Annotated in this window: 24 protein-coding genes and 6 riboswitches; of the genes, 12 read left to right on the plus strand and 12 right to left on the minus strand. The window is 56.6% G+C overall.

The genetic code is table 11. The features are described from left to right. The first annotated feature begins 423 nt into the window (after positions 1–423). Positions 424–726, plus strand: a complete 303-nt coding sequence (locus tag QM780_RS10120; RefSeq protein WP_415070359.1) for a DUF930 domain-containing protein — start codon at positions 424–426, stop codon at positions 724–726. Positions 727–788: 62 nt separating this feature from the next. Here QM780_RS10120 and QM780_RS10125 read toward each other — a convergent pair whose 3' ends face one another. From QM780_RS10125 to QM780_RS10135, 3 genes are all read right to left on the minus strand, one after another. Then, entirely contained in the window at positions 789–2,060 is a 1,272-nt protein-coding gene (locus tag QM780_RS10125) for a sensor histidine kinase (RefSeq protein WP_415070360.1), read from the minus strand. Positions 2,061–2,149: 89 nt separating this feature from the next. After that, complete coding sequence (locus QM780_RS10130) at positions 2,150–2,815, minus strand: response regulator transcription factor (RefSeq protein ID WP_415070361.1); 666 nt, start codon at positions 2,813–2,815, stop codon at positions 2,150–2,152. Further along, positions 2,815–3,138 carry a PepSY domain-containing protein gene (locus QM780_RS10135; protein ID WP_415070362.1) on the minus strand — a complete coding sequence of 108 codons (324 nt, stop codon included), beginning with the start codon at positions 3,136–3,138 and terminating at the stop codon, positions 2,815–2,817. Before QM780_RS10135 ends, QM780_RS10130 begins: the two co-directional genes overlap by 1 nt. Positions 3,139–3,279: 141 nt before the next feature. Between QM780_RS10135 and QM780_RS10140 the strand changes: the two genes are divergently transcribed. Beyond that, positions 3,280–3,564, plus strand: a complete 285-nt coding sequence (locus QM780_RS10140; RefSeq protein ID WP_415070363.1) for a PepSY domain-containing protein — start codon at positions 3,280–3,282, stop codon at positions 3,562–3,564. 57 nt (positions 3,565–3,621) lie between these two features. Here QM780_RS10140 and QM780_RS10145 read toward each other — a convergent pair whose 3' ends face one another. Continuing rightward, on the minus strand, positions 3,622–5,298 hold the full coding sequence (locus QM780_RS10145) for a Na/Pi cotransporter family protein (protein WP_415070364.1): 1,677 nt from the start codon (positions 5,296–5,298) through the stop codon (positions 3,622–3,624). A 552-nt stretch (positions 5,299–5,850) separates the two neighbouring features. Beyond that, the gene (locus QM780_RS10150) at positions 5,851–6,738 is read right to left on the minus strand and encodes an SPFH domain-containing protein (RefSeq protein ID WP_415070365.1); all 888 of its coding nucleotides are present in this window, start codon (positions 6,736–6,738) and stop codon (positions 5,851–5,853) included. 285 nt (positions 6,739–7,023) lie between these two features. Here QM780_RS10150 and QM780_RS10155 point away from each other — a divergent pair, with 285 nt between their 5' ends. Continuing rightward, entirely contained in the window at positions 7,024–7,533 is a 510-nt protein-coding gene (locus QM780_RS10155; protein ID WP_415070366.1) for a DUF1036 domain-containing protein, read from the plus strand. A 12-nt stretch (positions 7,534–7,545) separates the two neighbouring features. On the opposite strand, the gene QM780_RS10160 is transcribed toward QM780_RS10155, so the two are convergent. Further along, positions 7,546–7,995: a hypothetical protein gene (locus QM780_RS10160; RefSeq protein ID WP_415070367.1), complete on the minus strand. Its 450-nt coding sequence runs from the start codon at positions 7,993–7,995 to the stop codon at positions 7,546–7,548. 269 nt (positions 7,996–8,264) lie between these two features. Between QM780_RS10160 and QM780_RS10165 the strand changes: the two genes are divergently transcribed. The 6 genes from QM780_RS10165 (at position 8,265) to crcB (ending at position 14,643) form a co-directional block, all read left to right on the plus strand. Next, complete coding sequence (locus tag QM780_RS10165; RefSeq protein ID WP_415070368.1) at positions 8,265–9,065, plus strand: MotA/TolQ/ExbB proton channel family protein; 801 nt, start codon at positions 8,265–8,267, stop codon at positions 9,063–9,065. Continuing rightward, a complete protein-coding gene (locus QM780_RS10170) occupies positions 9,062–10,444 on the plus strand; it encodes a hypothetical protein (protein WP_415070369.1) in 1,383 nt (460 codons plus the stop codon). The genes QM780_RS10165 and QM780_RS10170 overlap by 4 nt, the downstream gene beginning before the upstream one ends. Before the next feature lie 186 nt (positions 10,445–10,630). Next, positions 10,631–11,818 carry a tetratricopeptide repeat protein gene (locus tag QM780_RS10175; RefSeq protein WP_415070370.1) on the plus strand — a complete coding sequence of 396 codons (1,188 nt, stop codon included), beginning with the start codon at positions 10,631–10,633 and terminating at the stop codon, positions 11,816–11,818. A gap of 482 nt (positions 11,819–12,300) precedes the next feature. Further along, the gene (locus QM780_RS10180) at positions 12,301–13,110 is read left to right on the plus strand and encodes a tetratricopeptide repeat protein (protein WP_415070371.1); all 810 of its coding nucleotides are present in this window, start codon (positions 12,301–12,303) and stop codon (positions 13,108–13,110) included. Between the two features lie 358 nt (positions 13,111–13,468). Further along, a riboswitch (Fluoride riboswitch) is annotated at positions 13,469–13,531 on the plus strand. A 31-nt stretch (positions 13,532–13,562) separates the two neighbouring features. Further along, on the plus strand, positions 13,563–13,865 hold the full coding sequence (locus QM780_RS10185; protein ID WP_415070372.1) for a hypothetical protein: 303 nt from the start codon (positions 13,563–13,565) through the stop codon (positions 13,863–13,865). Positions 13,866–14,120: 255 nt separating this feature from the next. Continuing rightward, positions 14,121–14,180: riboswitch (Fluoride riboswitch) on the plus strand. Between the two features lie 31 nt (positions 14,181–14,211). Further along, a complete protein-coding gene (crcB, locus tag QM780_RS10190) occupies positions 14,212–14,643 on the plus strand; it encodes a fluoride efflux transporter CrcB (protein WP_415070373.1) in 432 nt (143 codons plus the stop codon). Positions 14,644–14,647: 4 nt separating this feature from the next. Here crcB and QM780_RS10195 read toward each other — a convergent pair whose 3' ends face one another. The 4 genes from QM780_RS10195 to QM780_RS10210 form a co-directional block, all read right to left on the minus strand. Then, entirely contained in the window at positions 14,648–14,920 is a 273-nt protein-coding gene (locus tag QM780_RS10195; protein WP_415070374.1) for a hypothetical protein, read from the minus strand. A 159-nt stretch (positions 14,921–15,079) separates the two neighbouring features. Further along, positions 15,080–16,900 (minus strand): methanol/ethanol family PQQ-dependent dehydrogenase, encoded by a 1,821-nt coding sequence (locus tag QM780_RS10200; RefSeq protein WP_415070375.1) that lies wholly within the window; start codon positions 16,898–16,900, stop codon positions 15,080–15,082. 232 nt (positions 16,901–17,132) lie between these two features. Continuing rightward, positions 17,133–17,195, minus strand: a riboswitch (Fluoride riboswitch). Positions 17,196–17,363: 168 nt separating this feature from the next. Then, positions 17,364–18,011, minus strand: coding sequence for a c-type cytochrome, methanol metabolism-related (locus QM780_RS10205; RefSeq protein ID WP_415070376.1), 648 nt, complete (start codon positions 18,009–18,011; stop codon positions 17,364–17,366). Between the two features lie 106 nt (positions 18,012–18,117). Continuing rightward, entirely contained in the window at positions 18,118–19,935 is a 1,818-nt protein-coding gene (locus tag QM780_RS10210; protein ID WP_415070377.1) for a methanol/ethanol family PQQ-dependent dehydrogenase, read from the minus strand. Positions 19,936–20,159: 224 nt separating this feature from the next. Beyond that, positions 20,160–20,222, minus strand: a riboswitch (Fluoride riboswitch). A gap of 153 nt (positions 20,223–20,375) precedes the next feature. Continuing rightward, positions 20,376–20,438, plus strand: a riboswitch (Fluoride riboswitch). Positions 20,439–20,578: 140 nt separating this feature from the next. On the opposite strand from QM780_RS10210, the gene QM780_RS10215 reads away from it, so the two are divergent. Together QM780_RS10215 and eno are read left to right on the plus strand one after the other, a co-directional pair. Further along, entirely contained in the window at positions 20,579–21,838 is a 1,260-nt protein-coding gene (locus tag QM780_RS10215) for a class I SAM-dependent methyltransferase (protein WP_415070378.1), read from the plus strand. 32 nt (positions 21,839–21,870) lie between these two features. Continuing rightward, on the plus strand, positions 21,871–23,166 hold the full coding sequence (gene eno / locus QM780_RS10220; RefSeq protein ID WP_415070379.1) for a phosphopyruvate hydratase: 1,296 nt from the start codon (positions 21,871–21,873) through the stop codon (positions 23,164–23,166). Here the strand turns inward: eno and ppa are convergent. Next, positions 23,163–23,705: an inorganic diphosphatase gene (gene ppa / locus QM780_RS10225; protein ID WP_415072003.1), complete on the minus strand. Its 543-nt coding sequence runs from the start codon at positions 23,703–23,705 to the stop codon at positions 23,163–23,165. The two genes, eno and ppa, sit on opposite strands and share 4 nt — an antisense overlap. A gap of 73 nt (positions 23,706–23,778) precedes the next feature. Next, a riboswitch (Fluoride riboswitch) is annotated at positions 23,779–23,839 on the minus strand. Positions 23,840–24,079: 240 nt separating this feature from the next. Between ppa and QM780_RS10230 the strand changes: the two genes are divergently transcribed. Beyond that, the gene (locus QM780_RS10230; protein ID WP_415070380.1) at positions 24,080–24,217 is read left to right on the plus strand and encodes a hypothetical protein; all 138 of its coding nucleotides are present in this window, start codon (positions 24,080–24,082) and stop codon (positions 24,215–24,217) included. 166 nt (positions 24,218–24,383) lie between these two features. Here the strand turns inward: QM780_RS10230 and QM780_RS10235 are convergent, their stop codons facing one another. Next, positions 24,384–24,596, minus strand: coding sequence for a helix-turn-helix domain-containing protein (locus QM780_RS10235; RefSeq protein WP_415070381.1), 213 nt, complete (start codon positions 24,594–24,596; stop codon positions 24,384–24,386). Positions 24,597–24,945: the final 349 nt, after the last annotated feature.

Consider the following 24,945-nt stretch of genomic DNA (forward strand, 5'->3'; position numbering starts at 1 on the left):
AAATTCCTGTGGTTGCGCGGCTATTGCCGGAGTTCAGTTGAAGCCGAAAGTGCCTGTTCAATTGGTAGCCGATGTAGCGCCTCCGGCTGTGCCTCCTCCGCCGTTCATGAAATTCCCCGGCAGGAAAACCAAGCGCCGAAGTCTGAGATTGCATGCGCGCCGGCGACCTCGTCTAAACTCTGTTTCGAATACCGTCTGGTGACCGCGCCGTTGGGGCCAGCTCGATACCGCGAACAAATGGAGCATAAGCTTTTAAAAGCCGACATCCGGCAGGTTCGAAAACTTGGAATTTGTATGCGCCAAAGCACCATGTTAAGTGCCTCCACTGCATTTGAGCCGGAGGAGAAATGAAGTTCGGGGATTGCTTTGTTGTTCGTTGCCCTATCGTCATGCAAGGCGGCCGCAAGTACTCCCGAAGAATCCTTGCTCAGACTTAAGCCGGAGGAGCTCGCGCCTCAAGCCTGCATTGCAAGAAGTATCGACGAGATCAAGCGCGAGAACAAAAAACTTCGAGTTGACCGGCTCAAGACAAGCATATTCTCGCGCGCGAGGTTTGATGGAAAGACCGTCACCTCGACCGGGGGTGCGTTCCGCAATCACCGCTGGTACAAGTTAAAGTTCACATGCACCGTTAACGACAACCGGACGAAGGCGAAGACGTTCGTTTACGAAATCGGCTCAGAAGTTTCGAAGGAAGATTGGGAAGACCTGGGCCTATGGCAATGAGAAAGCGCCTCAACTGAGCCTCCCGGCATCGTCTCGTCGCCATGGTCAAATGACGAACGACTTCAGGGTTGCGGATCGCTTTTCACAGCGGGAATTCGGAGCGTCGCGATCAAGCCGACCGATCCGTTCTCGATCGTGAGGCTTCCTCCCGACGCCTCCACAATGTCAGTCACAATAGCCAACCCAAGTCCGGCTCCCCCAGACTGCGTATCGAGCCGTTTGCCGCGAACTAGCATTGCCGCCTGGTGATCCTTCTCAATTCCGGGGCCATCGTCAGAAACTGAAATAGAGATGCCCTGCATCTCGGCGCACGCCGTCACGGACACTTTTTTGCTTGCATGCCGCGCGGCGTTATCGAGCAAGTTGCCGAGGGCCTCGGCCAAGTCGACCGCATCAATTCGTGCTGTCAAATCGGCGGGGGCTTCGACCAGCCAGTTTAGGTCTTGCCCACGCGGCGTTCGCTCAACGACACGTATGATCTGCTCCACCGACGTCTTGATATTGGTTGAGGCATCGCTGCTGGCATAGGAAATGCGAGCGCGTGCGATCTGACGGTCGATATGGCGCCGCATGAGATTCACAAGATAAGAAATCTCTGAAGCGGTGCTTGCATCGCCTTTCTCCTCCAGCCGGATTATCTCTCCGTTGAGAACCTGCAGCGGCGTTTTGAGCCCATGCGCCAGATCTGCGGCGCGCCCCCGTGCTTTCTCGATCGCCTTTTCCCGTTCATCGAGCAGCGCATCGATTTCTTCGGCAAGCGGCGTTACCTCCTTGGGAAAGTTACCGCCAAGACGACGTTGCTTACCCGAGCGTATGCCCGCAATTCGCCCGCGTATCGTCGAGAGCGGCTGCAAGCCGACACTGACTTGCACCCACGATGCAGCGCCAAGAAGTGCACCAATGATCAGCAGAAACGGGACGAGTTCCGACGTAAAGCTTCGCACGGATTGCCTGACTTCCCGGGCGTCCACGCCAACGGCGATGCGCACTTTGGAGCCTCCGATATCTTCCGGCAACTCGATGTATCGCTGGAGAAGATAGAGACGCGCATTCTGGGGACCGGGGATCTCGTAATGATGGGATGCGCTACCGGTGCTAGTTTCGTTTGGCAGAGAAAGAGCCGTGTCCCATAGTGATCGGGAGCGCAGGACATCAGAAGATACTCCCGCGATTTGCCAGTAAAGTCCCGAGAAGGGCTCCTCAAATCGCGGATCCGATGGCCGATGTGCCAACGCCAATTCGCCCGACGGTTTGCGTGTTATGTTCGCGGCCAGTTGGTTCAAGTATACTGTCAGTTCCACATCGACGCGGCGCTCGACATGACGCTTGAACAATTCCGTCAGGCCAAACGCCGCAATGCCAAGCGCGATCAGAATCGATAGGACACCGGCAGCAAGCAATCTCAGACGAAGTGAGCTGGTATTCATGCCCGCAAATCCGAGACGATGTAGCCGAAGCCGCGGCGCGTCTCGATCAGGTCCTGCCCGAGCTTTTTGCGAAGGCGCGTTACCACGGCTTCGAGCGCGTTGGCATCCCGCGCGTCGTCGTCGCCGTAAAGATGCCCGATCAACTCTGTTGGCGGGACGACTCTCCCTTTGTGGTGGATGAGATAGGAAATCAACCGGTATTCTAATGGAGATACGGCCACGGGAACGCCGCCCATCTGGATGCGCATCTGCCGGGTGTCAACCGCCAGGCCGCCCGCCGTCAGAAGAGCCGACCCCTGACCGACGGAACGGCGAATAAGCGCGCGAACTCGGGCAATTAATTCCTCAATCTGAAACGGCTTCACGAGGTAGTCGTCTGCTCCGGCATCAATTCCTTCAACTCGCTCCATCCATGCGCCACGCGCCGTCAGAACAAGAACAGGCATCGTCCGCTCCGCCGTGCGCCACCGTTTGAGCACGGAGAGGCCGTCCATCTTGGGCAGGCCGAGGTCCAGTATCACCAGATCATAATTTTCCGTATCGCCGCGGAACCACGCCTCTTCGCCATCAGACACGGCGTCGACAGTGTAGTTTGCGGCGACCAGGGCGGCAGCAACGCTTTGCGCTATTTTCAGTTCATCTTCGACGATGAGGATGCGCATCAATCATCATCCTCAATCTTCAGGATCTTTGCCGTGACCGCATCGACCTTGACTTCTTTGAGCTTGCCATCCGGCGCTAAAACCTTGAACTCGTAAACGAAGGTGCCATTTTTTTTCGACTCAAGCTCGACGCCGATAATTTGGCCGGGAAACCCAGATTTCAAAGTATCGATGATTTCCGTCAACGGGCGGATATGCCCTTTACTCAGCGCTTTGCGCGCAATCTCATGATCACGATCGTCGCCATCGTCGGCGGAAGCGGAGACAGATCCGGCAGACAGCAGCGATAGGCAGATCAGGGGCGGGACAGCTAAGCGTTTCATGATGAAATCCGTTGCGTCGGGCAGTGTGGCGTATCGGAACTGACAAATCGCTGACGTGCACCATCAGATCGCCGTCAGAGCGCCTCGGGCAAGTTTACGCGTGACCGATAGCGGTTTGACAAAAATAGAGGAGTTTTTCCAATGCTGATGGCCCGCAATCTTGTCCTTCCTTTCGCTGCGATCCTTTTCGGTTTTGCCGTATCCGCCCAGGCCGACGACCATTCGAAGCGGCTCAATATTCCGGCGGATAGGTGGCTTTCGCTGTCCGACGTAATTCAGAAGCTCAAGGCTCAAGGCTACAATGTGACGAAGATTGAAGCGGACGACGGCGCGTACGAGTTTGCTGCGACGAACGCAGATGGAGTGCGCATCGAAGGACACGCCAATCCGACCACCGGCGAGGTCGTGACAGGCTACGACGATTGATAACGACAGACCTACCTCTGGCGTCGTGTGTTCGACATGCGGCCAGAGGTCTTTAAGCTACTCTGATTTGCTCTTTCGATCGAGTCTTGCGATTCGGCTGGGAAGCAAAGCACCGGAGCGTTCGAGGACGGGATACGCCGCAGCGGCTACGATATAGCCATTGAGGAGTTTCATATCTCTGAGGAGATCAATGTGCAGCGCGGTGGCCTGAACCATATCCAAACTCCCGGTCCGCATTTTATCGACATGAGCCATGGTAGCGCGCGCCTCTACATTCCGGAAGACGACTTTTTCGTCCGCAAGCCGATGCGCAGTTCGCTGGTCGTCGGTCATGAACAAGGACGCGGCCAAGCCGACGTTTGCACATAAGCGCTGAGTCAATCGAACCAACTCGGCTTCGTCTTCCTTCGCAAGAACGAGGCCGCGCTTGGAGCGCTTAGCAATGTGGGGAAGGAGGCTGCGGTCGATAACATCGCCCGCTTGCTCGATGTTCATCGCGAATACGATGATTTCATTCAACCGTCGTTGGTCGGATTCGTTGAGTTCGTCGCGATCTATCGACGTCAAATAGGTCTTGATCGCGGTATTCAGTCGATCGATCACGTCATCTTGCCGGCGCGTCTCGACCATTAGGCGCCGATCGTTGGTCACGAGGCAGTTTTTGACGCCTTGAAGCATGTCGGTCAGGACGTCGGCAAGCCGCAGCACCTCTCGTGAAGCGGCTCCCAGAGCAACGATTGGCGTCTCCCGCGCAGCTGGATCCAGATACCGCGGCAAAGAGGGATCCTTCGGATCGACACGAGCAGGCAACCAACGTTCCAACAGCCGTGCATAGGACGTCAAAAAGGGAAAAAAGAGAACCGCGACGGCGACATTGAAGAAGGTATGAAACGCCGCGACCGCCCGCGCATTATCGGGAATGACAGTAACCACGAGACGCGAGATCGGTGAAAGTGCCGCGAAGGCTAGGGCTACACCGGCAATGCGGGTCAGGAGATTGCCCAGCGGAACGCGTTTCGCGACCGGATCATCGGTCGGCGGTCCCTCGATGAGCGGATTGATGGCCGTCCCCAGATTGGCGCCGAGGACGAGTGCGAAGGCGGCATATGGTGGAACTGCGCCTTTTGCAGCGAGCGACATGATCAGCAATACCACCGCGACACTCGAATGCACTGCCCAGGTGAGACCGGCCGCGAGGACAATGTCGAGAAACGGCGAGGTGGAAACGGCACCCAGAAGCATCCGGAGGTTTGGGGTATCTTCATAGCCCGTCATTAGGTCGAGAAGATTTCGCAGCGCAAGCAGCATCAAACCGAGCCCGATGAAGACGCGCCCCAGGTCGTGCGCCTGCGAGCTCGAATCACGGCGAAACATGATGACGCCAATAAGAATGAGAACGGGCGCCAGCACACCGACATCGAACGATAGGATTTGAATGATCAGCGTCGTGCCAACATTGGCGCCCAGCATCACCGCAAGCGCCGGTGCGAGCTCAACGAAACCAGCGGCCGCAAATCCCGCAATCATCAGTCCGGTCGCAGTGCTGCTCTGGAGGAGAGCTGTGACGCCGACGCCGGCAACAAAGGCGCGTAAGCGGGTCTGCAAAGCCGCACCCAGGATGGCACGGAGATTTGCACCGTACGCCCGCTGGACGCCGGTCTGCACCATATGCGTCCCCCACAGGAGGAGCGCGATGAAGCCCGCCATTTCGATCAATGGATTAGCAGATGTCATTGCGGACGAATTTCCAACTTATTGAGCGCCTCATCGAGCAATTCATCATTTTGCCGAAGGCAACATGATGCGATGTAATCTAACAACATTTTTGCGCATCTCGTCTGTATTTCAAGCGCGCAGTCAATCTATTGCGGCGACCATAGGGAAGCATGAAGGGTGTCCGCTATTTTATGCTCCTATCGTTGATGTCACTAACTTCGCATGAGCTCTTTCACCGACGACCCCCACTAATTCTGCTCATCCGATGAGCAGCGCCGCTTCCACGTGAGCCAATGCGTTGTGGTGTCCGAAATCAGCGAATTGCAGACGTGTCTCCATAAGCCTAATCCAACCGAATGCGAGCTTCGCTGAGGTCCGAAATCTCGCAATGCTACGATTGCGGCACGGTCGGTCCGTCCCATAAGCGGAAGTCAACGACCGTGCCGATGCTCGCTCTGATCGCCGGATCGTTTTGTCCGCTGTTCGCTGTTGTGCGGACTCGGTCGCCCGCCGAAGAACACACGTGACGGTACGTGATCATTCCCGTCTTCGACGTCACCTACCGCAAGCTCAGCCTTTGGATTGCGGGCTCACCCCCGCATTGACGATCGGCTGGGTGTCGCGCTCGCTGCACAGCACAACCATTAGGTTCGAAACCAATGTCGAGCGGCGCTCGGGATCGAGTTCGACGATCTCCTTCTGTGACAGCATGTCGAGTGCCATCTCCACCATGCCCACGGCACCTTCGACCAACGTCTTGCGCGCCGCGACGACGGCTTGGGCTTGTTGGCGGCGAAGCATGGCCCCGGCGATCTCTGACGCGTAGGCGAGATGGGTGAAGCCGCACTCGTCAACCGTGATGCCAGCCACCTGCAGCCGGCTTATTAGCTCGTTGCGCAACTCCGACTTGACCTGATCGCTGTTGCCGCGAAGCGTGATTTCCTGGTGCTCGAAGTCGTCATACGGGTAGTGCGATCCGATGGCACGCACAGCAGCCTCAATCTGGACCCTAACGAACGCCTTATAATCCTCGACGTCGAACAGCGCTTGCGCCGTATCAGTCACGCGCCATACGACCTGCGCCGCCATCTCGATTGGGTTGCCGCGCAGATCGTTGACCTTGATCGTCTCCGAAATGATGTTGTTAGCGCGGATGGAAAGTTTCGCCTTGCTCATCCACGGCCAGACCCAGCGGAGGCCAGTCCGCCGATCTGTGCCGATATAGGTGCCAAAAAGCAGAATTGCTGCTGCCTGGTTGGGCTGCAGCATGTAAAATCCTTTGGCGATAAAGAGGAAGGCGAGCGCGCCGACGATCGCAAGCCCGGTAAAACCCGAAAATGCAGACAAGATCGTCAATGCTACGACGATCACCAGTGCGGCGAGCATGACGTAACCGCTTGACGTCTGTGCAACGGATTCCTGGCTCGGAATGAGTGACGCGGCCGGCTTGTCGTTCATATTCGCTCCTTCACCTGCTGATGCGATGAATTCCATTAGGCTTACAGCCGCCAATTCGCTGGCAAAGACCTTGAATACATGTATCGGTCTCTCGGCGCGCATCTAGGACAGCTGTCGTTTCGACCGTAGACGCTTTGGACTGCCCTGTATCGAGGATCGCTATTGATCCATGGCGGAGGAAACGACCGCAATACACGATGAGCACTTTTCTGGTATTTGATCACATGGATCTCGGCAGAATCGCAACTGCGGCCATAAGCAAATCGATCTCCATGGGGTGGGAAAATGAAAAGATCGATGTTTCGAGTTGCTTGGCTTGGTGTCAGCATCTCCCTGCTGCTGGTGGGAAGTTCACCCGCTTCTTCTCACATCATATTCTGCAACGAGTTCACCCAAGAGATTTTCGTTGCGATCGCTTATGAACAGTTCGATCGAAACGGCAAGCATTCCGGCTGGATTGGCCGCGGCTGGCTCTGGCTCCGGCCCGGAAAATGCAACGATTTCGACAGTGCGCTCGCCGTACCAGAATTCTATTGGCGCGCCGAGACGAATTTGTATCAAGTCGGCGACAAGATGCACCGCTATAACTGGCCCCACGCAGACGGTGGCGACAAGTATTTCTGGGACCTGACCGAGGACTTCAATCTCTATGATACGGACCAGCGTCCGACGAACTCCAAGCCGACGCTGAGTGCTTATCGGAAATCAGCTTTAAGCGCTAATGGTCCTATCAATGTCGAGTACACCTTCACCAAGGATGCGGAGGTGTCGATTTCCTATCAGGGCTTCAAGTAGGGAGGCCGCGGACTAACGGCGAGCGGCATCAACGAAGCTCTGGCCTTCCGCAGCCGGGGCGAAGCAAGCGTCGTCGTCGCGCTTGGCGATGAAAGCCATGAGATGATCCCCTGTCGCGATAATTCGGATGGGTGTACCGCCCGGCAAGAGATCGTCCGCATTCCATAGGTCGTAATGGATGCAGATGACGGCTCCGGGCTTAATGCCCGCTTCGGTGCGCTCGACGGTCAGCACTTTTGCCTTCGCTTTTATGTCGAGGTGGCGACCAACTTCGTTTTTAGCGAGAACATCGGACGTGGCCGACACGATCTTGATTTCGGCCGCGTCGGGTGCCCTGTCCTGCCACTGCCGGATCCAGGCGGCAACCTCGGCCGAAGCGCCTGAGCAGAGCGCGGACCCGAAGGCGGCCCATACAAACGCTTGCCATCTCCCTTTTTTGCCCAAGCGCAATAGATTCACCATCATCGACCTCCGGCGACAGACAAAGGCTGTCACGGTCTGTTCGTCGTAGCATCGCGGAATTGTCCGAGGAAGATTCCGATGCCGTTTTGTGCCGAACGTTGCTGGCCGATGCAGGATCGTGCGTGCACCGGTGCTGCAAAGCAGCGCAAGCCGTATTGCTCTCACCGCATCTGCGATTTATCGTAACGATATCTACACTGATCGCTGTTTTTTAAATCGACCGCGGCACGCGTCGCGGTGGCAATCACCGGGCGGGGGCTCTCGTTGTCATGGTCGGAAAAGTTGTGCCACGCAGGCTGCCAAATGCTGGCCTCGTGACGGGGATCGCGCTGGCGATCACGGTAGGCATCATCGCCGTTCTGTCATTCGTGCTGCCGATGAATTCAACAGCGGCGGCGCTGCTGCTCGATCATACCCAATACAGCGTATTTCCCTATCCGTTCACCATCCAGAACGCCACCTATGTGATCATGGCGGCCGGTATCGCAGACCTCTACGTCCGCTGGCGGACGGCGAAATACGAAACGGCATTCCTCAAGCAGCATTTTCTTCCCGAGGACGATACCTCCGTTCTTCAGCTCAAGGACCTCGGTCCCGTGCGCGCCAAGGTGGTTTCACTCTACGATGGCGACAACGGCTTTCTTCCTTATCTGATCGACATTTCCATTACGCAGCTGCAAGCCAGCCGGTCGGTCGATCAAGCTGTCGCGATTCTGACATCGAGCCTGGATCTGCTGATGCACAGGCTCGATCTCCGTTATCAGAACGTGCGTTATATCTCGTGGCTCATTCCGACCATCGGCTTCATCGGCACCGTCGTCGGTATTGCCGTCGCGCTGGAAGTCATCAATCCGAAAAACCCGGATATTGGCAAAGTAACTGGCGCAATGGCGGTCGCCTTCTACACGACGCTCATCGCGCTCATTGTCAGTGCCATCATCGTGTTTCTGCAGCATGCGGTGCAAAAAAAGGAAGAAAGCGCACTGAACTCCGCCGGGCAGTACGTTCTCAAGAATCTCATCAACCGGCTCTACATTCCAGATGATGTTGGCCAGGGATCGCAAAAATGAAGCGGCCCCGGCGCGAGGCAGTTGGCGGCGAGGTCGCGCTCATGGCCGTCATCACGAAGGCCATGGGTGCCTTCCTGATCCTGGTCGTGATCATGTTGCCGCATTACGTGCTTTCCGTCTCGAACAGCAAGACGGCGGATCAGGCCCAAGAAAGGGCCGATAACGCCTCGAAGATGGCCAACGAGATTTCCGATACGCTCAAGAAGGGCCGTCTCACGGATGAGGAAATAGACGCGCTTCTGCGCAAGATCGAAGCGCTCAAACAGGAATTGGCGACGCTCAAAGACGAGATCGCGCAACTCAAGAACGAACTCAATCAGGCGCTCGCCGAAGTCGATCGGCTAAAGAAGGCCAAGGAAGAGCTCGAAGCCGAAGTTGCAAGGCTGAAGAAGGAACTCGAAGAGCTTAAGCGCAGCACGCGGCCGTCAACCATAGTAGTCGCATCCTGGGCGAACTGCTCCGGCTCTGATTTCGATCTCTATGTCTGGTCCGACGCCAAGGGGCAGCCGACCGCGAATGAGAAACCTATAATCCAACCGACCGTTACTCGCAAAGTACAGAGCGCGTTCTGGCCGGGGGAAGCGAAATCGTCTCTGCTGCGCGGCGGCTTCCGGGACTACGGGAGTATCTGGTGGCGTACGCCTGAAAGCGGCAAAAAAGAGACTTTTCTTATTTGGGTGAAACTATTGAATCCGGTCTACACGGCAAAGTCCAAGGCGCGAAGTTGCTCGGTCGACATAGCGGCGACGTCCAGCCGCGGCGAAACCGTTGAGGGTGGATTTGGCACGGGGGACAAGTGGCCCTACGGACTTGTCGTTTTAGAGAGAGGTGTTGACGGTAGCCTGTCAACCAAGACGCTCGACGAGAGTACACGAACAAAACTTCGCGACGAATATTTCGCCTCTGCTTGCGACGGCTTGATGTGCTTCGCGAACATCGAGCCGTCGCCGAACAGCGATCTTGCAAAGCTCAAAGCAACCTTCGTCGCCTACGTCGCGGGAAAGATATCGGGCAAGGAACAGATATCGGGAGCCGTGTTCGATCAAATGGCATCTGGGGCGATCACGGTTGAAGACGGCTATCGCTGGCTCAGGCCGGCTTTCGTCTATGCTCCGCCCGGAGTATTTAAATCCGCCTCAATTGACGACATTGCAGAAGGCAAAAAGCTCTTGAAGCGGAAAGGAGCGGCTGTGGCCGTTGAGAGCGAATATATCGCTGCACTTTCTGATGGGCGGCTGCATCTCAACCAGTTGGAGGGTGAACTCGAAAAGGTTGCGGATACGAAAGATCTTGAGATGAAGCCGCCGGAAGCCAAACCCGCACCGATATTTTCGCCAAAACAACTCGAACCCGACATCATGAACGAGCCGCCGCATTAGCGAACCGATGAAATGAACTCAAAACTTGTCAGATGCCCTCAAGGCCACTTCTTCGATCTAGCCGACAGCCAAACCTGTCCGGTTTGCGGCGAGGGCGTCGCGTCGACGCCGAGCCCCCGGCCAAATCCGGTACCATCCCCCGTTAAAGATAGAACAGCGCTATTCCTCGGCGCCGGCGGAGTTGGCGTGGCGCTTCTCGGTCTGGTGATTTTTCTTTTCTGGCCCTCGCCGCCGGCGCCCGTTCCACCCCCACATGACGACGGCGAAAAGACTGAGACCGCGCAAGACAATAAGACTGCGGAAAATCCATCCGTACCCGCGAGCGGCGCTCCGCCTGCGAAAGGAGTTTCAACACAGGGCGCGGACAAACACGACGATACGAAGAAGACTGAGGTAACGCCGGCACCTGCTCCGCCATCGCCCGCGCCTGACCAAACTAAGCAGGTCTTGCTTGAAAAACCTCCCGGTCCCGGACCGTCAAATGGCCAGGAGCAACCGAATGCAGATATACGCGATGCGATCGCGCTGAACTTGGAAGAGAAATACAAGTTTTCGCCGCTTGGTCGCGAACTCTTGGCAACGACGCGCGGATGTTATGCCTTTCTTCGGCAAGAGTATGCGCTCGCCAGATCGTGGATGAGATCCGACATCGCCAAAGCTAATCCGGCATCGATGTACTGGTACGCCTTGATGGTCGAAAAGGGCGAGACCGTGCCGCAAGACTATGCGGTGGCATTGGCTTTGCTGACCTCATCCGCCAATGCCGGCTTCTACTATGCGCAATTTCACCTAGCGGAAATCTATTTGAACGGGCTTTATCCCTTGGTGCCGACCGATCCGGCAAAAGGGAAAATTTGGCTCATCAAGGCAGTCAAGGAGTCACGGCCCGAAGCATTGCGCCTTGCGGCCGAGATCGGGTTGAAGAGCAGCGATTACGATCCGACTTTCAACACTCTCAATGAGGCGCTCGGCCGATCATATCAGGACGCATTCAAGGTTGCGTCCGCGCTGCTCCAGGACAATACGACCAGCGGCATCTTTTGGACCGGTACCCTGACCTTTTACGGCCAGGGGACAATTCGCGATCAGAAGCAAGGTCGAGATCTCATCCTGAGGGCTGCTCGCCTCTATTCGTGGCCGGCGCTGGTCGACGTCGCCAATTGGTCGGCGGATGGATTCGAAACTGAAAAGGGTCCGGTCGAAGCCGCCGCCATTGCGTATATTGCACGCGAAAACACTTCTTCACCTGATGAAGCCCAGATCGTCGACAAGGTGATTGCGCCCCTGGTAACTGCGCTTTCGGCCGAACAGTATCAGGATCTCGGAACCCTGCTCCGAGGCGTGACCTCATTACCAGTCCGGAGGAGCGATTAATATGTCAGCAAGAATGATCCGCTGCCGGCAAGGCCACGTCTTCGATGCCGACGCTCATGCGGTCTGCCCGATCTGCGGCGTCGGAGGGGAAGTGGGCGGCGCCGCAATTGATGCCGTAATAGTGCCATCAATCTCCCGAGTTTTGTTTCTCGGCGGAGCAGCGTTTCTTGCGATCGGCACGGCTGCCGGAGCTTGGATCTTTCTCCAATCGCGGCCAGACCCGGTACCGATCGTAATCGACGATAAAACGAAAGGAGACCCTCAGGCCAAAGCGGAGAATTCCGCTGCGGATAAAGACAAATCAGCGACTGCTTCCGAATTCAGCGGTTGCTGGTAACGAGTCTGTCGCCGAAACCAAACCATCTACTGTTTCGGTGAAGCCTGCTGCGGCCGATGAGGCGCCGCAGCCACGCGACAGCGCGAGCAAAAACGCGAACCCGGCCCCGGTCCGGGACTTCAAGGAAATTTCCACGTTACTTGGGGTGAGCGAACTCGTCGTCGATATGACGGCATTCTTCACGCTGAAGAAAAAGGGCGGGACACAGCCGTCGCCGGAAATTATTGCCGCTCTCGATGGTCTGTCGAAACGAGGCATTGGACCGGCATCTACTGAACTCGGCATCAATTACCTCTACGGAACCGGCGTTCCGCAGAACGATGGCATTGCGATTTCCTATCTCAAAACAGCGGTCGAGCAGAGGCAACCGGCTGCCCGCTTCATCCTCGGCCAAATTTATCTCGACGGTAAGCGCATCATGGCTGATCCCGTGAAAGGGAGCGAGCTTTTGACCCTCTCCGCTCGGGAAGGTTTTCAGCCCGCAGTGCAACTCGCGCAGAAGTCCAAGATCAATCCGTCGCGCATGGGCATGACGGCAAGCGAACTCATCCAGTTGGCCGTCAGAGGCAATCGGCAGACCGTTGACGCATCCAACGCATTCATCAATGAAGGCCTCGCAACGGGATACGCCGCGTTGGCATATTACGCCGTCATGTACTCGAAAGACGAGGCGTTGAAAAAGCAGGCGACCGAATTTGCCGCGAATGCCGCCCGCACCGGACTTGATACGGGTTTCGGGGCGCTTGCCGTCATCCACGCCAATCCAGACTTTGGGAAGCCCAATTTAAGCGAGGCGGCCATGTGGCTCGCGCTCTCCGCCAAGATTTGCGGCGAGCCCGCAGCCTGCGCGCCAGCGGAAGCAAATTTGACGGCATTGAAGAAGAAGCTCGAACCCAGTGTCGCAAGCTATCTCGATCACATCGATGAGCATATTCTTGCGGAAGTGAATGACTAGTCATCTCTTGATCGCGGCGCGCAGTGCTCGCGATTAAATTCTTATTTCGATCCTGAGCGTGGGACGGCTATGTCCGCTTTCTGAGGTTCCGCGTCACGAGGCTTCTCGCTTGGGCGAGTTCAGCCATTAAGGTCTGCAAACTCGGCGAAGCCGACTTAGAAATTGACTCAAAGATTCGTACAAGTTTTTCCCGAACCGTTTTACCGGTGGTCTCCAAGACGGCGGCCTCGCAGAGAAAGCGGTCTTGAGCCACCCGATCGTTGTGAATTCGTCGATCTGCGAGGTGGCGGTCTGCTTGGTAAAGCGGCTATTGCTGACTCGGTGGTTGACCGGCTGATCGGCCGCCTCTAAACCGATATCGAAAGACGGGGATGGAGTTCCCCGCAAACTGCCAATTTCGGCTGATGACTCCTGTCTCGCAGCGCCCATCTGGGTATGAGAGAGGTTGTCGAATGAAAACCCCCGAGCCCTATAAACCCATCGACTTGGCGGCATCGCGACGTGAGAAGCGCTTGCGCACGCAACTGCTCGCGCTTCTTTTCGAACCGGAAACTCAACTGTTGATGCGCGCAGACAACGTGGACGCGAATGAATTGTTGAAGCTTTTGTTGCGAACCGCTGACGGTCTCGCCGTCCAGAAAGCACCTCATCCGACGCGCAGTTACCCTTCGCAGCGGCATGTCAAATGCTGTGCCCTCTCGCTGCTGAAGATATTGGTCGACTTGAAGCGGCGCTTCGACAAGTCCCTCGGTTAGATCTTCCTAACCGCCCTTTGCGACGCGTTCGCCGCCACGCGCGTATGTCTGCAATGTTTTTGATACCGCCGTTGGCGATGTTCGTAAGGACACCAGCCACGTTGATCTTACTCCTGCCGCCGTTGGGTCGGCTTGCCCGGCGTGATGTCGAGAAGGATAGCGATCTTCAATTGGCAACGGAACGCGGCTGCCGCACATTTCTCACCATCGTTGGGACATTCCGAATTAAAGCGTTTCGACGAGTCGATTAGTTATGCAAGTGATGGGGATGGAGTTCCCCGATAAGCGCCTCTGGCTGATGACTCCTATCGTGAAATCGGAAACGAAAGCGTAGAAGGAGTCTTCCATGTCGTTCACATCCTGCCTCATTATCATGCTCGGCGGCGCCCTCGGAACCCTGATGCGCTACACCGTGTCGATGTTGGCCCTTCCCATCAGCGGTGATCTGCCCTGGGGAACGATCATCATCAACATCACGGGCTCTTTTATCATTGGCTTCTTTGGCACGCTCACACTTGCGCACGGCCGGTACCCGGTGCCCGAGGAACTGCGGATTTTTGTGATGGTGGGGATTTGCGGAGGTTATACGACCTTTTCCGCCTTTAGCTTGCAAACCTTGGATTTGTTGCGGAGTGGCTCCGTCACGAGGGCCGCGATGAATATCATTCTCTCGATCACACTCTGTATTCTGGCCGTTGCGGCCGGGCACTACATCGCGGCTTACCTCAACGGCGGCGCGGAGCAGATCGCCCAGACGACGCTGGAGGAAGACGCCTGACGTTTCAGTACTGGCGAACCTGGAAGCCGGCCTTTTCTCGCGGGCGAGCAACCATCGCGCGGATTAGTCCTCCCAGATAGAATGCAACGTAGAGTGCCACGAAAAGTCCGAGCAATGCTCCCGCCAAGACAGTCGTGGGTTCGTTCCAGAGAAACGCGAGAACCAGCGGCGCGGGTACTACGAAAAGAACGCCGGGTGCGATCCAATGGGATTCGACGTAGCCAAGAAAGGCCAGAAGAAGAATGACGAGGCTAGCCCCTATCACGATGATCATCATCGCCGTCACCGCGCTGTATGATTTCGTTTGATTTGTTTTGTCAAACCAACCAAGCCCTTGCGGGCTTGGCTGAATTCCTTTCCAAAAGGACCGGCACGTCGTTTTCACGCGCCGGTCAAGTTGCTCGCAGCCTATAACGTTTCTTTCACGGAGGAAGCGCTAGGGCAGCGAGAAGACAGTGAGCGAGCCACCAAGGTTGGTGTACTCCGACAGGCCCGAATAGCCGCCGACGGCGCCGAGACCGTCGGTCGGATTCGTCAGACCCGCGGCAAGACCGATACCGGCCCATCCGCCAACACCCGACAGCACGGCGACGTACTGCTTGCCGTCGTGCATATAGGTCATGGCGTTGCCGATGATTCCGGAAGGCGTCTTGAACTTGAACAGTTCCTTGCCGGTCTTCTGATCGACAGCTTTGAAGTAGCCTTCGAGCGTGCCGTAGAAGGCAACGCCGCCAGCCGTCGTCAAAGCGCCCGACCACACCGAGAATTGCTCAGGATCGGACCACACGATCTTGCCGTTGGCACCATCCCACGCAATGAAGTTACCCATGCGCTCCGGCTTATCCGGACCCGGGAACATGGACAGCGTGGCGCCGACGTAGGGCTGACCAGCCGTATACGAAACCTTGAACGGCTCATAGTCCATGCAAACGTGGTTCGTCGGAACGTAGAACAGGCCAGTCAGCTCCGAGTAGGAAGCCGGCTGCTGGTCCTTCGTTCCGAGGGCCGCAGGGCAGATGCCCTTCGTATTGAAGTCCGTACCGTTGGCGAAGGTCGAATACTTCTTCACGCGGATCGGTCGGCCGTAATTCGGGCTCGACTTGTCGAGATCGATGCCGGTCGCCCAGTTGACGATCGGATCATACTTCTCGGCAACAAGAGGCTCGCCCGTGACGCGATCAATCGTGTACGCAAAGCCGTTGCGGTCAAAGTGCGTCAGCGTTTTGCGCTTCTCGCCCTTGATCATCAGCTCGGCCTGGATGTTCTCGTTGATGCCGTCATAATCCCACTCGTCGAACGGCGTCATCTGATAGGCCCACTTGGCGATACCGGTGTCGACGTCGCGAGCGAAATAAGTCATCGACCATTTCTGATCGATCGGCTTACCTCCCGGTCCGGCACGCTGAGCCGCGTTCCAAGTGGAGGGGTTGCCCGTCCCGTAGTAGACGAGATTGAGTTCCGGATCGTAGGACATGTAGCCCCACGTCGAACCGCCACCGATCTTCCATTGGTCGCCGTTCCAGGTCTTCAAGGACGAATCCTTGCCGACCGGTTTGCCAAGCGACATCGTCTTCTCCGGATCGACGAGAATGTCCGAATCCGGCCCCATCGAGTAGGCGCGCCAGACTTTCTTGCCTGTGTTGATGTCATAAGCGGTCAGATGGCAGCGCACGCCGAACTCGGCGCCCGAGATGCCGATCAGAACCTTGTCCTTGACGACGATAGGAGCACCCGTGCCCGTTTCGCCTTTCTTCGGATCGCCGTCGACGACCTTCCAAAGCTCTTTGCCGGTTTTGGCGTCGAGGGCGACAAGTGACGTATCGGCCTGATGCAGGAAGATCTTGCCTTCCGCATACTGCACACCGCGGTTGACGGTGTCGCAGCACATGACGGGGATGACTGAAGGATCCTGCTTCGGCACGTACTTCCAGATGATCTTTTGATCGTCGGCGAGGTTCAGTGCGTATACGATATTCGGGAACGCGGTATGAACGTACATGACGTCGCCGATCACCAGCGGTCCGCCTTCGTGACCACGAAGAACGCCCGTCGAGAACGTCCACGCCACTTTCAGCTGGCCGACATTGTCGGTGTTGATCTGGTCGAGCTTCGAATAGCGGTGGCCCGCATAGTCGCCCGACTGTATCGCCCAGTTATTGGGATCGCTTGTCAGTTTGATCACGTCCTCGTTGGCCCAAGCCGGCGAAGAGACAGCCAGCAGAGCAACAGCGGCCGTGGAACTAGCCCACTTCCTCATTACTTCCTCCATGTGCTAGCGTCGCGCGTACGCGACGCAGCTGAGCCCACTCAGCCGTCGCCGGGAGGATGAAAGGATTTCAGAAGAGAGGGGTTGCAAGCGTGGAAAGCTCAACCGCTCAACTGTCTCCTTCATCCCCCCGACTTCTGAGTTGATGAAAGAGACACGCCTCTCCCGCAGCAGGAACACGAACAGATCCCTACTGCAGCCTCACTCGAAGAATGAGGACATCAACGCAGTAGGAATCATCAGCCATCGGGGCGGTTATACGGGAGATTCCATTCCCAGTCAGGAACATTGAGCAACGCCTTCACGAAGTCAACGCGAATTTTCACGCAATCGAGAGCTTTTTTGTGATTGACAATTTTTCCCGATTTTCGCACGCGCGCGGATCTTCTTGATCCGCCTGCTGATAACTGAAGAGTCCTGCGCCTGTCGGTGCCGGACTCAAACATCCCCACGTTCATCCTGTGCAGTCGTCGGCGGCCTTGCGCGCTTCGGGAGAAATATCTTCGCGGCCATTCGGGCGGCCGGGCGGGAGCACGCCGAGCGATCTCGCCTTGATGTAGGTGTAGATGTCGTCGATGTAGCACATGATATTCTTGTCTTCCCCGAACGACGGCATCACGAAGTCGGTGCCGCCCCGGTTTTCTCTCTTGCCGCCCGACACGGTGGCAAGGAACGTGTTGTAATCAATTGTTTTGAGCGATTCAGCGAGGGCTGGTGCGAACGTGCTGCCTAGCGCGTTCGGGCCGTGGCAGACATGGCACGCGTCGTGGTACCGCCGGAAACCGTTCCACGTTCCCCAATCAACTATGTAGTCCTTAGTGACGACGGGCTGCGGATCGCTGTCCTTGTTTCTGTAACGACCGTCCTGGAATTTCACATCGGGCATCGTCTTCGCGAGTTCGCTGACTGGATTGGAATACACGGCATCCCCGTCTGCCTTTCGCGAACCTGGCGGCGGCGCATTTGGATCGTCGGGATTAGGAGCCGAATCCGCGACGGAAAACGATTTTGCGGTTTCGCTGGATTCGGCCGCACTCGTAGTGTGAGACGAAACGCAGCCGAGAACGACCGCACACGCGGCGAGGTTCGTAAAAAACTTCACGAGATGATGACTCCGTTTTTTCTTACTCAAAAATGGCCGGCAAGAGCGTGTTCTTGCCGGCCAAGTCCTCGTGCATAGCTTGCGTGGCTTCTTAACGGAGGAAGCGCTATGGCAACGAGAATACCGTGAGCGAGCCGCCTAACTCGGTATATTGAGAAAGACCCGCATAACCGCCAACAGCACCAAGACCATCGGTCGGGTTCGTGAGGCCCGCTGCGAGGCCGATACCGGCCCAACCGCCAACCCCCGAGTAAACGGCAACATACTGCTTGCCGTCGTGCGCATAGGTCATGGCGTTGCCGATGATGCCGGACGGCGTTTTGAACTTGAACAGTTCCTTTCCGGTCTTTTGGTCGACGGCTTTGAAGTAGCCCTCGAGCGTGCCGTAGAAGGCAACGCCGCCAGCGGTCGTCAGAGCACCCGACCAGACCGAGAACTTCTCGGGATCCGACCAGACGATCTTACCCTTCGCACCGTCCCAGGCGATGAAGTTACCCATGTCATCGCCACCGGGAGCCGGATACATCGACAGCGTTGCGCCGACATAAGGCTGACCAGCCGTGTACGAAACCTTGAATGGTTCGTAGTCCATGCAGACGTGGTTCGTTGGCACGTAGAAGAGCCCGGTCAGCTCCGAATATGACGCCGGCTGCTGATCCTTCGAGCCGAGAGCCGCAGGACAGATGCCCTTCGTGTTGAAGTCGGTTCCGTTCGCAAACGTCGAGTACTTCTTCACGCGCACCGGACGGCCGTAGGTCGGGCTCGACTTGTCGAGATCGATCTTTTCTGCCCAGTTGACCTTCGGATCGAACTTTTCGGCGACCAAAGGCTCCCCCGTAACGCGGTCCCAAGTATACCCGAAGCCGTTGCGATCCCAATGGGAGATCGTCTTGTGCTTCACGCCGTTGATTTCAAGCTCAGCCTGGATGTTCTCGTTAATGCCGTCATAGTCCCACTCGTCGAATGGCGTCATTTGATAGATCCATTTGGCGATGCCGGTATCGACGTCACGCGCAAAATAGCTCGTCGACCATTTCTGATCGATCGGCTTGCCATCGGGTCCGGCGCGCTGAGCCGCATTCCACGTCGAGGGGTTGCCCGACCCGTAGTAGATCAGATTGAGTTCCGGATCGTAGGACATGTAGCCCCACGTCGCGCCTCCGCCGATCTTCCACTGGTCGCCATTCCAGGTCTTGAGAGATGAATCCTTGCCGACCGGCTTGCCGAGCGACATCGTTTTTTCGGGATCGACGAGGATGTCCTTGTCGGGCCCCATCGAATAGGCGCGCCAAACCAGCTTGCCGGTATTGATGTCGTAAGCATCGAGATGGCAACGCACCCCGAACTCACCGCCGGACACGCCAACAATGACCTTGTCTTTTGCCACGATGGGAGCACCGGTCCCCGTCGCGCCTTTTTTCGCGTCGTCGACCATGGCCTTCCAGAGCTCTTTGCCCGTCTTCGCGTCGAGGGCAACGAGCCCGTTGTCGGCCTGGTGCAGGAAGATCTTGCCTTCGGCGTACTGTACGCCGCGATTGACCGTATCGCAGCACATCACTGGAATGACCGACGGGTCTTGTTTCGGCGTGTATTTCCAGATGATCTTCTGGTCGTGCGCGAGGTCGAGCGCGATGACCGTATTGGGGAACGGCGTCGTGATGTACATTGTATCGCCGATGACGAGCGGACCGCCTTCATGGCCACGCAGGACACCTGTAGAGAAGGTCCATGCGACCTTCAGCTGCCCGACATTATCGGTGTTGATCTGATCGAGTTTGGAATAGCGGTGGCCAGCGTAGTCACCCGATTGGATAGCCCAGTTATTCGGATCGCTGGTAAGCTTGACGACATCATCGTTCGCCAATGCTGGGACTGCGTAACAGAGCGCAGCAACAGCTATAGTGGAAAACGCCCACTTTCTCATCGTTTCCTCCATGTGCTAGCGTCACTGCCGTGACGCAGCCTAAGCAACAACTAGGCTGTCGCTGGAGGGATGAGGGAGGTCCGTTTAGCGTTAGAGAAGCGTGCAAAGCTTCGCTAGCCGGCCTCTTTCATCCACCAACGTTCTTCGATGTTGAAAGAGGGCTTTCGCTCTCTCGAGGCTGGATCTTTTAACGTCCCTGCCCCGGTCACCTCACGGTGATCAGCATCGAAGCAGGAATCATCAGCCATCAGAGCGGTTTTACGGGAGATTCCATTCCCGGACGCGGAACATATGCTTCTGCATTCGGCTGTCAATCGGAATTTTCACAAACTCTCGATTACTTCGTGAAGACTCCGCGAGGTCGGCGATAACGACCATTGCGTTAAAGAAACCATTCGACCGCGTCCATTGTTGACGAACCAGCCAACTCAGATTTTACTAGTCGGAAAGGGGATGGAGTTCCCCTCATAACCGCCGACGTGGCTGATGACTCCTGCTTTCGACGTTTCGTCCGGAGCAGGAACTATGATCTCAGCATCATCCGAAAAAACTTCGCAATCCTCCAAAAAATCGAGATCGCGGCTGATTTTCTGCGTAGCCGACTTAGCGCGCGATGACGATTTCAATGCCGATGGAGGACGCCATGAGTGAATGGCTCCTGCGCATCGTCGCCTCTCGACTGATCACCGATGGACATCTCGAAATCGCGTTTCCCAGCGGGCGATTTGCGATGTTCGGAAATGGGACGGGCGAACCCGTCTACTTCCGTCTCACCGATAGAAAAGCGGTCTGGCGTCTCGCTCTTCATCCAAGCCTCGCACTTGGCGAGCTGATCACGGATGGTCGATTGCAGATGCTTCACGGCAGCATCTACGACCTCCTCGACCTCGTCTGCCGCAACTTTGCAATCAACGCTTTGCCGAGCCATTCATGGCAGAATATTTTGCGGCGGCACATCGCTTCCGTCGTTCATCGGCGCAATTCTTCGCGACGTGCCAGGAAAAACGTAGCGCATCACTACGATCTCAACGCCGCACTATACCAACTCTTCCTCGATGAAGATCAGCAGTATTCCTGCGCATATTTCAGCACTCCAGACGGCGATCTCGACCACGCACAGCTGAAAAAGAAACGGCATATCGCCGCCAAGCTGTTGCCCTTCCCTAACCACAAAGTCCTAGACATCGGGTGCGGCTGGGGCGGCCTTGCCATTTACCTCGCGAAATGCTGCGCGACGTTCGTCACTGGCATCACGCTTTCGAAGGAACAACTGGAAGTGGCCAAGGCGCGCGCCAACCTCGACGGCCTTCAGGGTCAAGTTGAATTTCGGCTTCAGGACTATCGCGATGTCAACGGATTATTCGATCGCATCGTCTCAATTGGTATGTTCGAGCATGTGGGTCTGCTCGATTATCAGCGGTTCTTCGCAAGCATTTGTCGATTGCTTGATGACGACGGCGTCATGCTTCTCCACACAATCGGCCGCCTGGACGGACCGGCACCGACCAACTCGTGGCTCGAGAAATACATATTCCCAGGCAGCTACGCGCCGGCGCTATCGGAGATGCTGCCCGCCATCGAACGATCTGGCCTGCTCGTCACCGACGTCGAAGTGTTGCGTCTGCATTACGCTCAGACGCTCCGCGCTTGGCGACTACGCTTCATGGAGAACCGTGACACGGCCCTTAAGCTCTTCGACGAACGTTTCTGCAGAATGTGGGAGTTCTATCTCGCCGGATGCGAGGCGAGTTTTAGATACTGCGGCCTCGTCGTCTTCCAGCTCCAGCTTGCAAAGCGCATCGCGAGCGTCCCGCAAACCCGCGACTACATCGTACGCGCCGAGGACGCGCTCACGCGCGCTGAAGAGCGCGAACATCTCGCACTGCCTGGCGCTGCCGAATAGCCGTGTCGGAATATAAAAAATCATCATCGACAATGGAGAAACGTGTGAACACAGCAATACGTGAAATTGATGCGTTCGAAATATTGGACTCGCGAGGCTGGCCGACGCTTCGCGTCAAGGTCACCCTGGCGTGGCGAAACGCGGGCGTCGCTTCCGTTCCAGCGGGCGCGTCAACGGGGCAACTGGAAGCCGTGGAACATCGCGACGGAGATGCACAGCGGTACTCGGGGAAGGGAACGCTCGCTGCAGCTAGGACAATCCGCGAGGTCCTATCGCCTTTGCTTGCGGGCACGGATGCGAGTGATCAGGTCACACTCGACCGAATGTTGATCGGATGCGACGGCACATCCAATAAAGCCAGAATTGGGGCGAATGCGATCCTCGGCGTGTCACTGGCAGCGGCGCGCGCAGCCGCCGCAGCGTCCAGCGTCCCGCTTTACCGGTACCTTGACGATGTCGGGTCAAATCGCATGCCGGTACCGATGGTCAACGTGGTCAATGGCGGCAAGCACGCCAATAATTCTCTCGATTTTCAGGAATTCATGATCGTTCCTCATGGCGCACCCAGTTTCTCTGAAGCCATTCGTTACGCGGCGGAGACCTTCCATGCGTTGGGCCGCCGCCTCGCGGGTTGCGGTTATCCGACCTCTGTTGGCGATGAAGGTGGTTTTGCGCCTACGCTTCAAAGCAACGAGGAAGCGCTCGAACTGATCTCCAAATCGATTGAGGATGCGGGTTACGAGCCAGGCAGACAAATTGCGATCGCCCTCGATCCGGCTGCAAGCTCGTTCTTTAAAGCTGGCAGCTATCACCTAACCAAATCAGGTGAGGGCGTCCTATCGCGTCAGCAGTTGCTCGAACGCTACAAATCACTTTGTTCGAAATATCCCATCGTCTCTATCGAGGACGGTTTCGCTGAGGATGATTGGGAGGGATTCGAGACGCAAACCGCGGAGATGGGGTCGCGTCTGCAGGTCGTCGGTGATGATCTTTACGTCACCAATTCCCGTCTGATCGCGGGGGGCTTGCAACGTCAAGCCAGCAATGCAGTGCTCATCAAGCTAAACCAGATCGGCACACTCACCGAAACTAACCATGCCGTCGGACTCTGCCGGACGGCCGGATGGAACTGGATCATCTCGCACCGATCCGGAGAGACAGAAGACACGTTCATCGCGGACTACGCCGTCGCGAAAGGTGGCGGCCAGATCAAGACCGGATCCATCTGCCGAAGCGAACGCCTAGCCAAATACAATCGGTTGATCGAAATCGAACGCGAGCTCGGATCTTCCGCAGAGTTTACAAGCCCATTCGCCAAACACTTCTAGGCAACGTGATTGCGGCACGTGAGGCGGTCGATGGCTTTGGTGATGAGCTCTCGCGCCGCCTCTGCATCTCCCCATCCATCCACGCGAACCCACTTGGAGGACTCGAGCTCTTTGTAGTGCTGGAAGAAGTGAACGATCTGCTGCAGTTGAATCTCGGGCAAATCTTTGTAGTCCTTGATACCTTTGTAGATGGCGCTTACCCGCGTCGATGGCACGGCCACGATCTTCTCGTCCGGACCTGCCTCATCGTGCATCAAAAGAACGCCGATCGGACGGCAGTTTACGACCGACGCGGGCACGAATTGTTGGTGCGCAACAACCAGGACGTCAATCGGATCGTTATCTTCAGCCAGCGTTCCAGGAACAAATCCGTAATTTCCGGGATAGCGCATCGAGGTAAACAAAATGCGGTCTACAATCAGCCGGCCAGTGGCCTTGTCCATCTCGTACTTCACCGGCTCGCCGCCCGACGGCACCTCAACGATGACGTTGATGTCCTCGGGAGGCTCATTGCCGATACCGATTTCCTGAATGGTCATTGTCATTCCTTTCGCTTCCAAATTGATCTCGATGCGGAAGGAAAGGAGCTCGAGGCGCACTTCCACCGCTACGAGCGCGGTAGAAGTCATCAGCCTGCGGCGGTTATACGGGAGACTTCATTCCCTTGGGAATGCTGAATCAACCCCTCGACGTTGTCAATTGTGGAGCCCTGGAACACCTCGCCGCAGCACTGCGAAACCTAATCAACTTCAAACGAGAGTTCCGCTCCAGGCGCTCGGGGCGGCCGTCACCAGCGCCGCAGCTCGAGAAGCCAACTCCCCACTCCAATTCGGCCAACGGCACGATCAACTATGTGTGCGCGACATCTTCGGCAATATCATCGCCGAGGCTGACAACACCGGCGTCGCGGCGCGTGAGTACATCTGGTTGCTTGAGACCGAGATCGCCGACGAAGGCGTCACGCACGCAAGTCGACCGGACCATTGCCGTCGTCGATGCCCTCAACACGGCCTCACCCGCGACCTACTTCTTCGTGCACGTCGATACCTGAACCGTCCTCCCAAGATGACCGATGCCAGGAAGGCCTCGACCTGGGATGCAAGTTGGTCACTGTGGAAGGGCCTTATGCGAGCGGCTCGGTTGGCCTCGACGTGCGTTTTCCTCGGCAATCGTACCAGCACGAGCCAGGGCTGAATTACAACGAGCGCGCCACGTAGCTACTTTTTTTCCTCCAATAATTCAGAGGCAGATATTTTCAATGCCTTGGCGATCTTCTCCAAAATCAGCACAGTGGGATTGCGAACTCCCCGTTCAATCCCGCTGATATACGTGCGATGCAAGCCGCATTGATCGGCGAAGGCTTCCTGGGAAAAGCCCTTCTCCTCCCGAAATCGCTTTAGATTGAGGCCGACCCGGCGCCGCACGTCCATGGCCTGAAGGGAACGGTGGCGCGGACGATTGATCTACAGACTATGAGTCTCAATTTGCTGGACTTCTGAGTCCAACTCAGCGATCGATTGCACCCACGTAGACTATGAGTCTCAAGCCAAATCGATCTAGCAACGAGTTGCCGTTACCATAACGGAGGGACAATGAACGCAGAAGGTAGACTGACTTCCAGCCAATTAGGGCGAATTGCAGAATCGCTTGTGGCGAACACGTTGATGCTGGCTTCCCATGGGCGCCTCTCGCCCTTTATCGCTCATACGGACGATTGCGGGGTAGATCTAATCGTGCTCGACAAAAAGACATCCCGAACACTTTGCATCCAGGTGAAGA

Source organism: Hyphomicrobium sp. (assembly GCF_047600905.1).
Classification (GTDB): Bacteria; Pseudomonadota; Alphaproteobacteria; order Rhizobiales; family Hyphomicrobiaceae; genus Hyphomicrobium_B.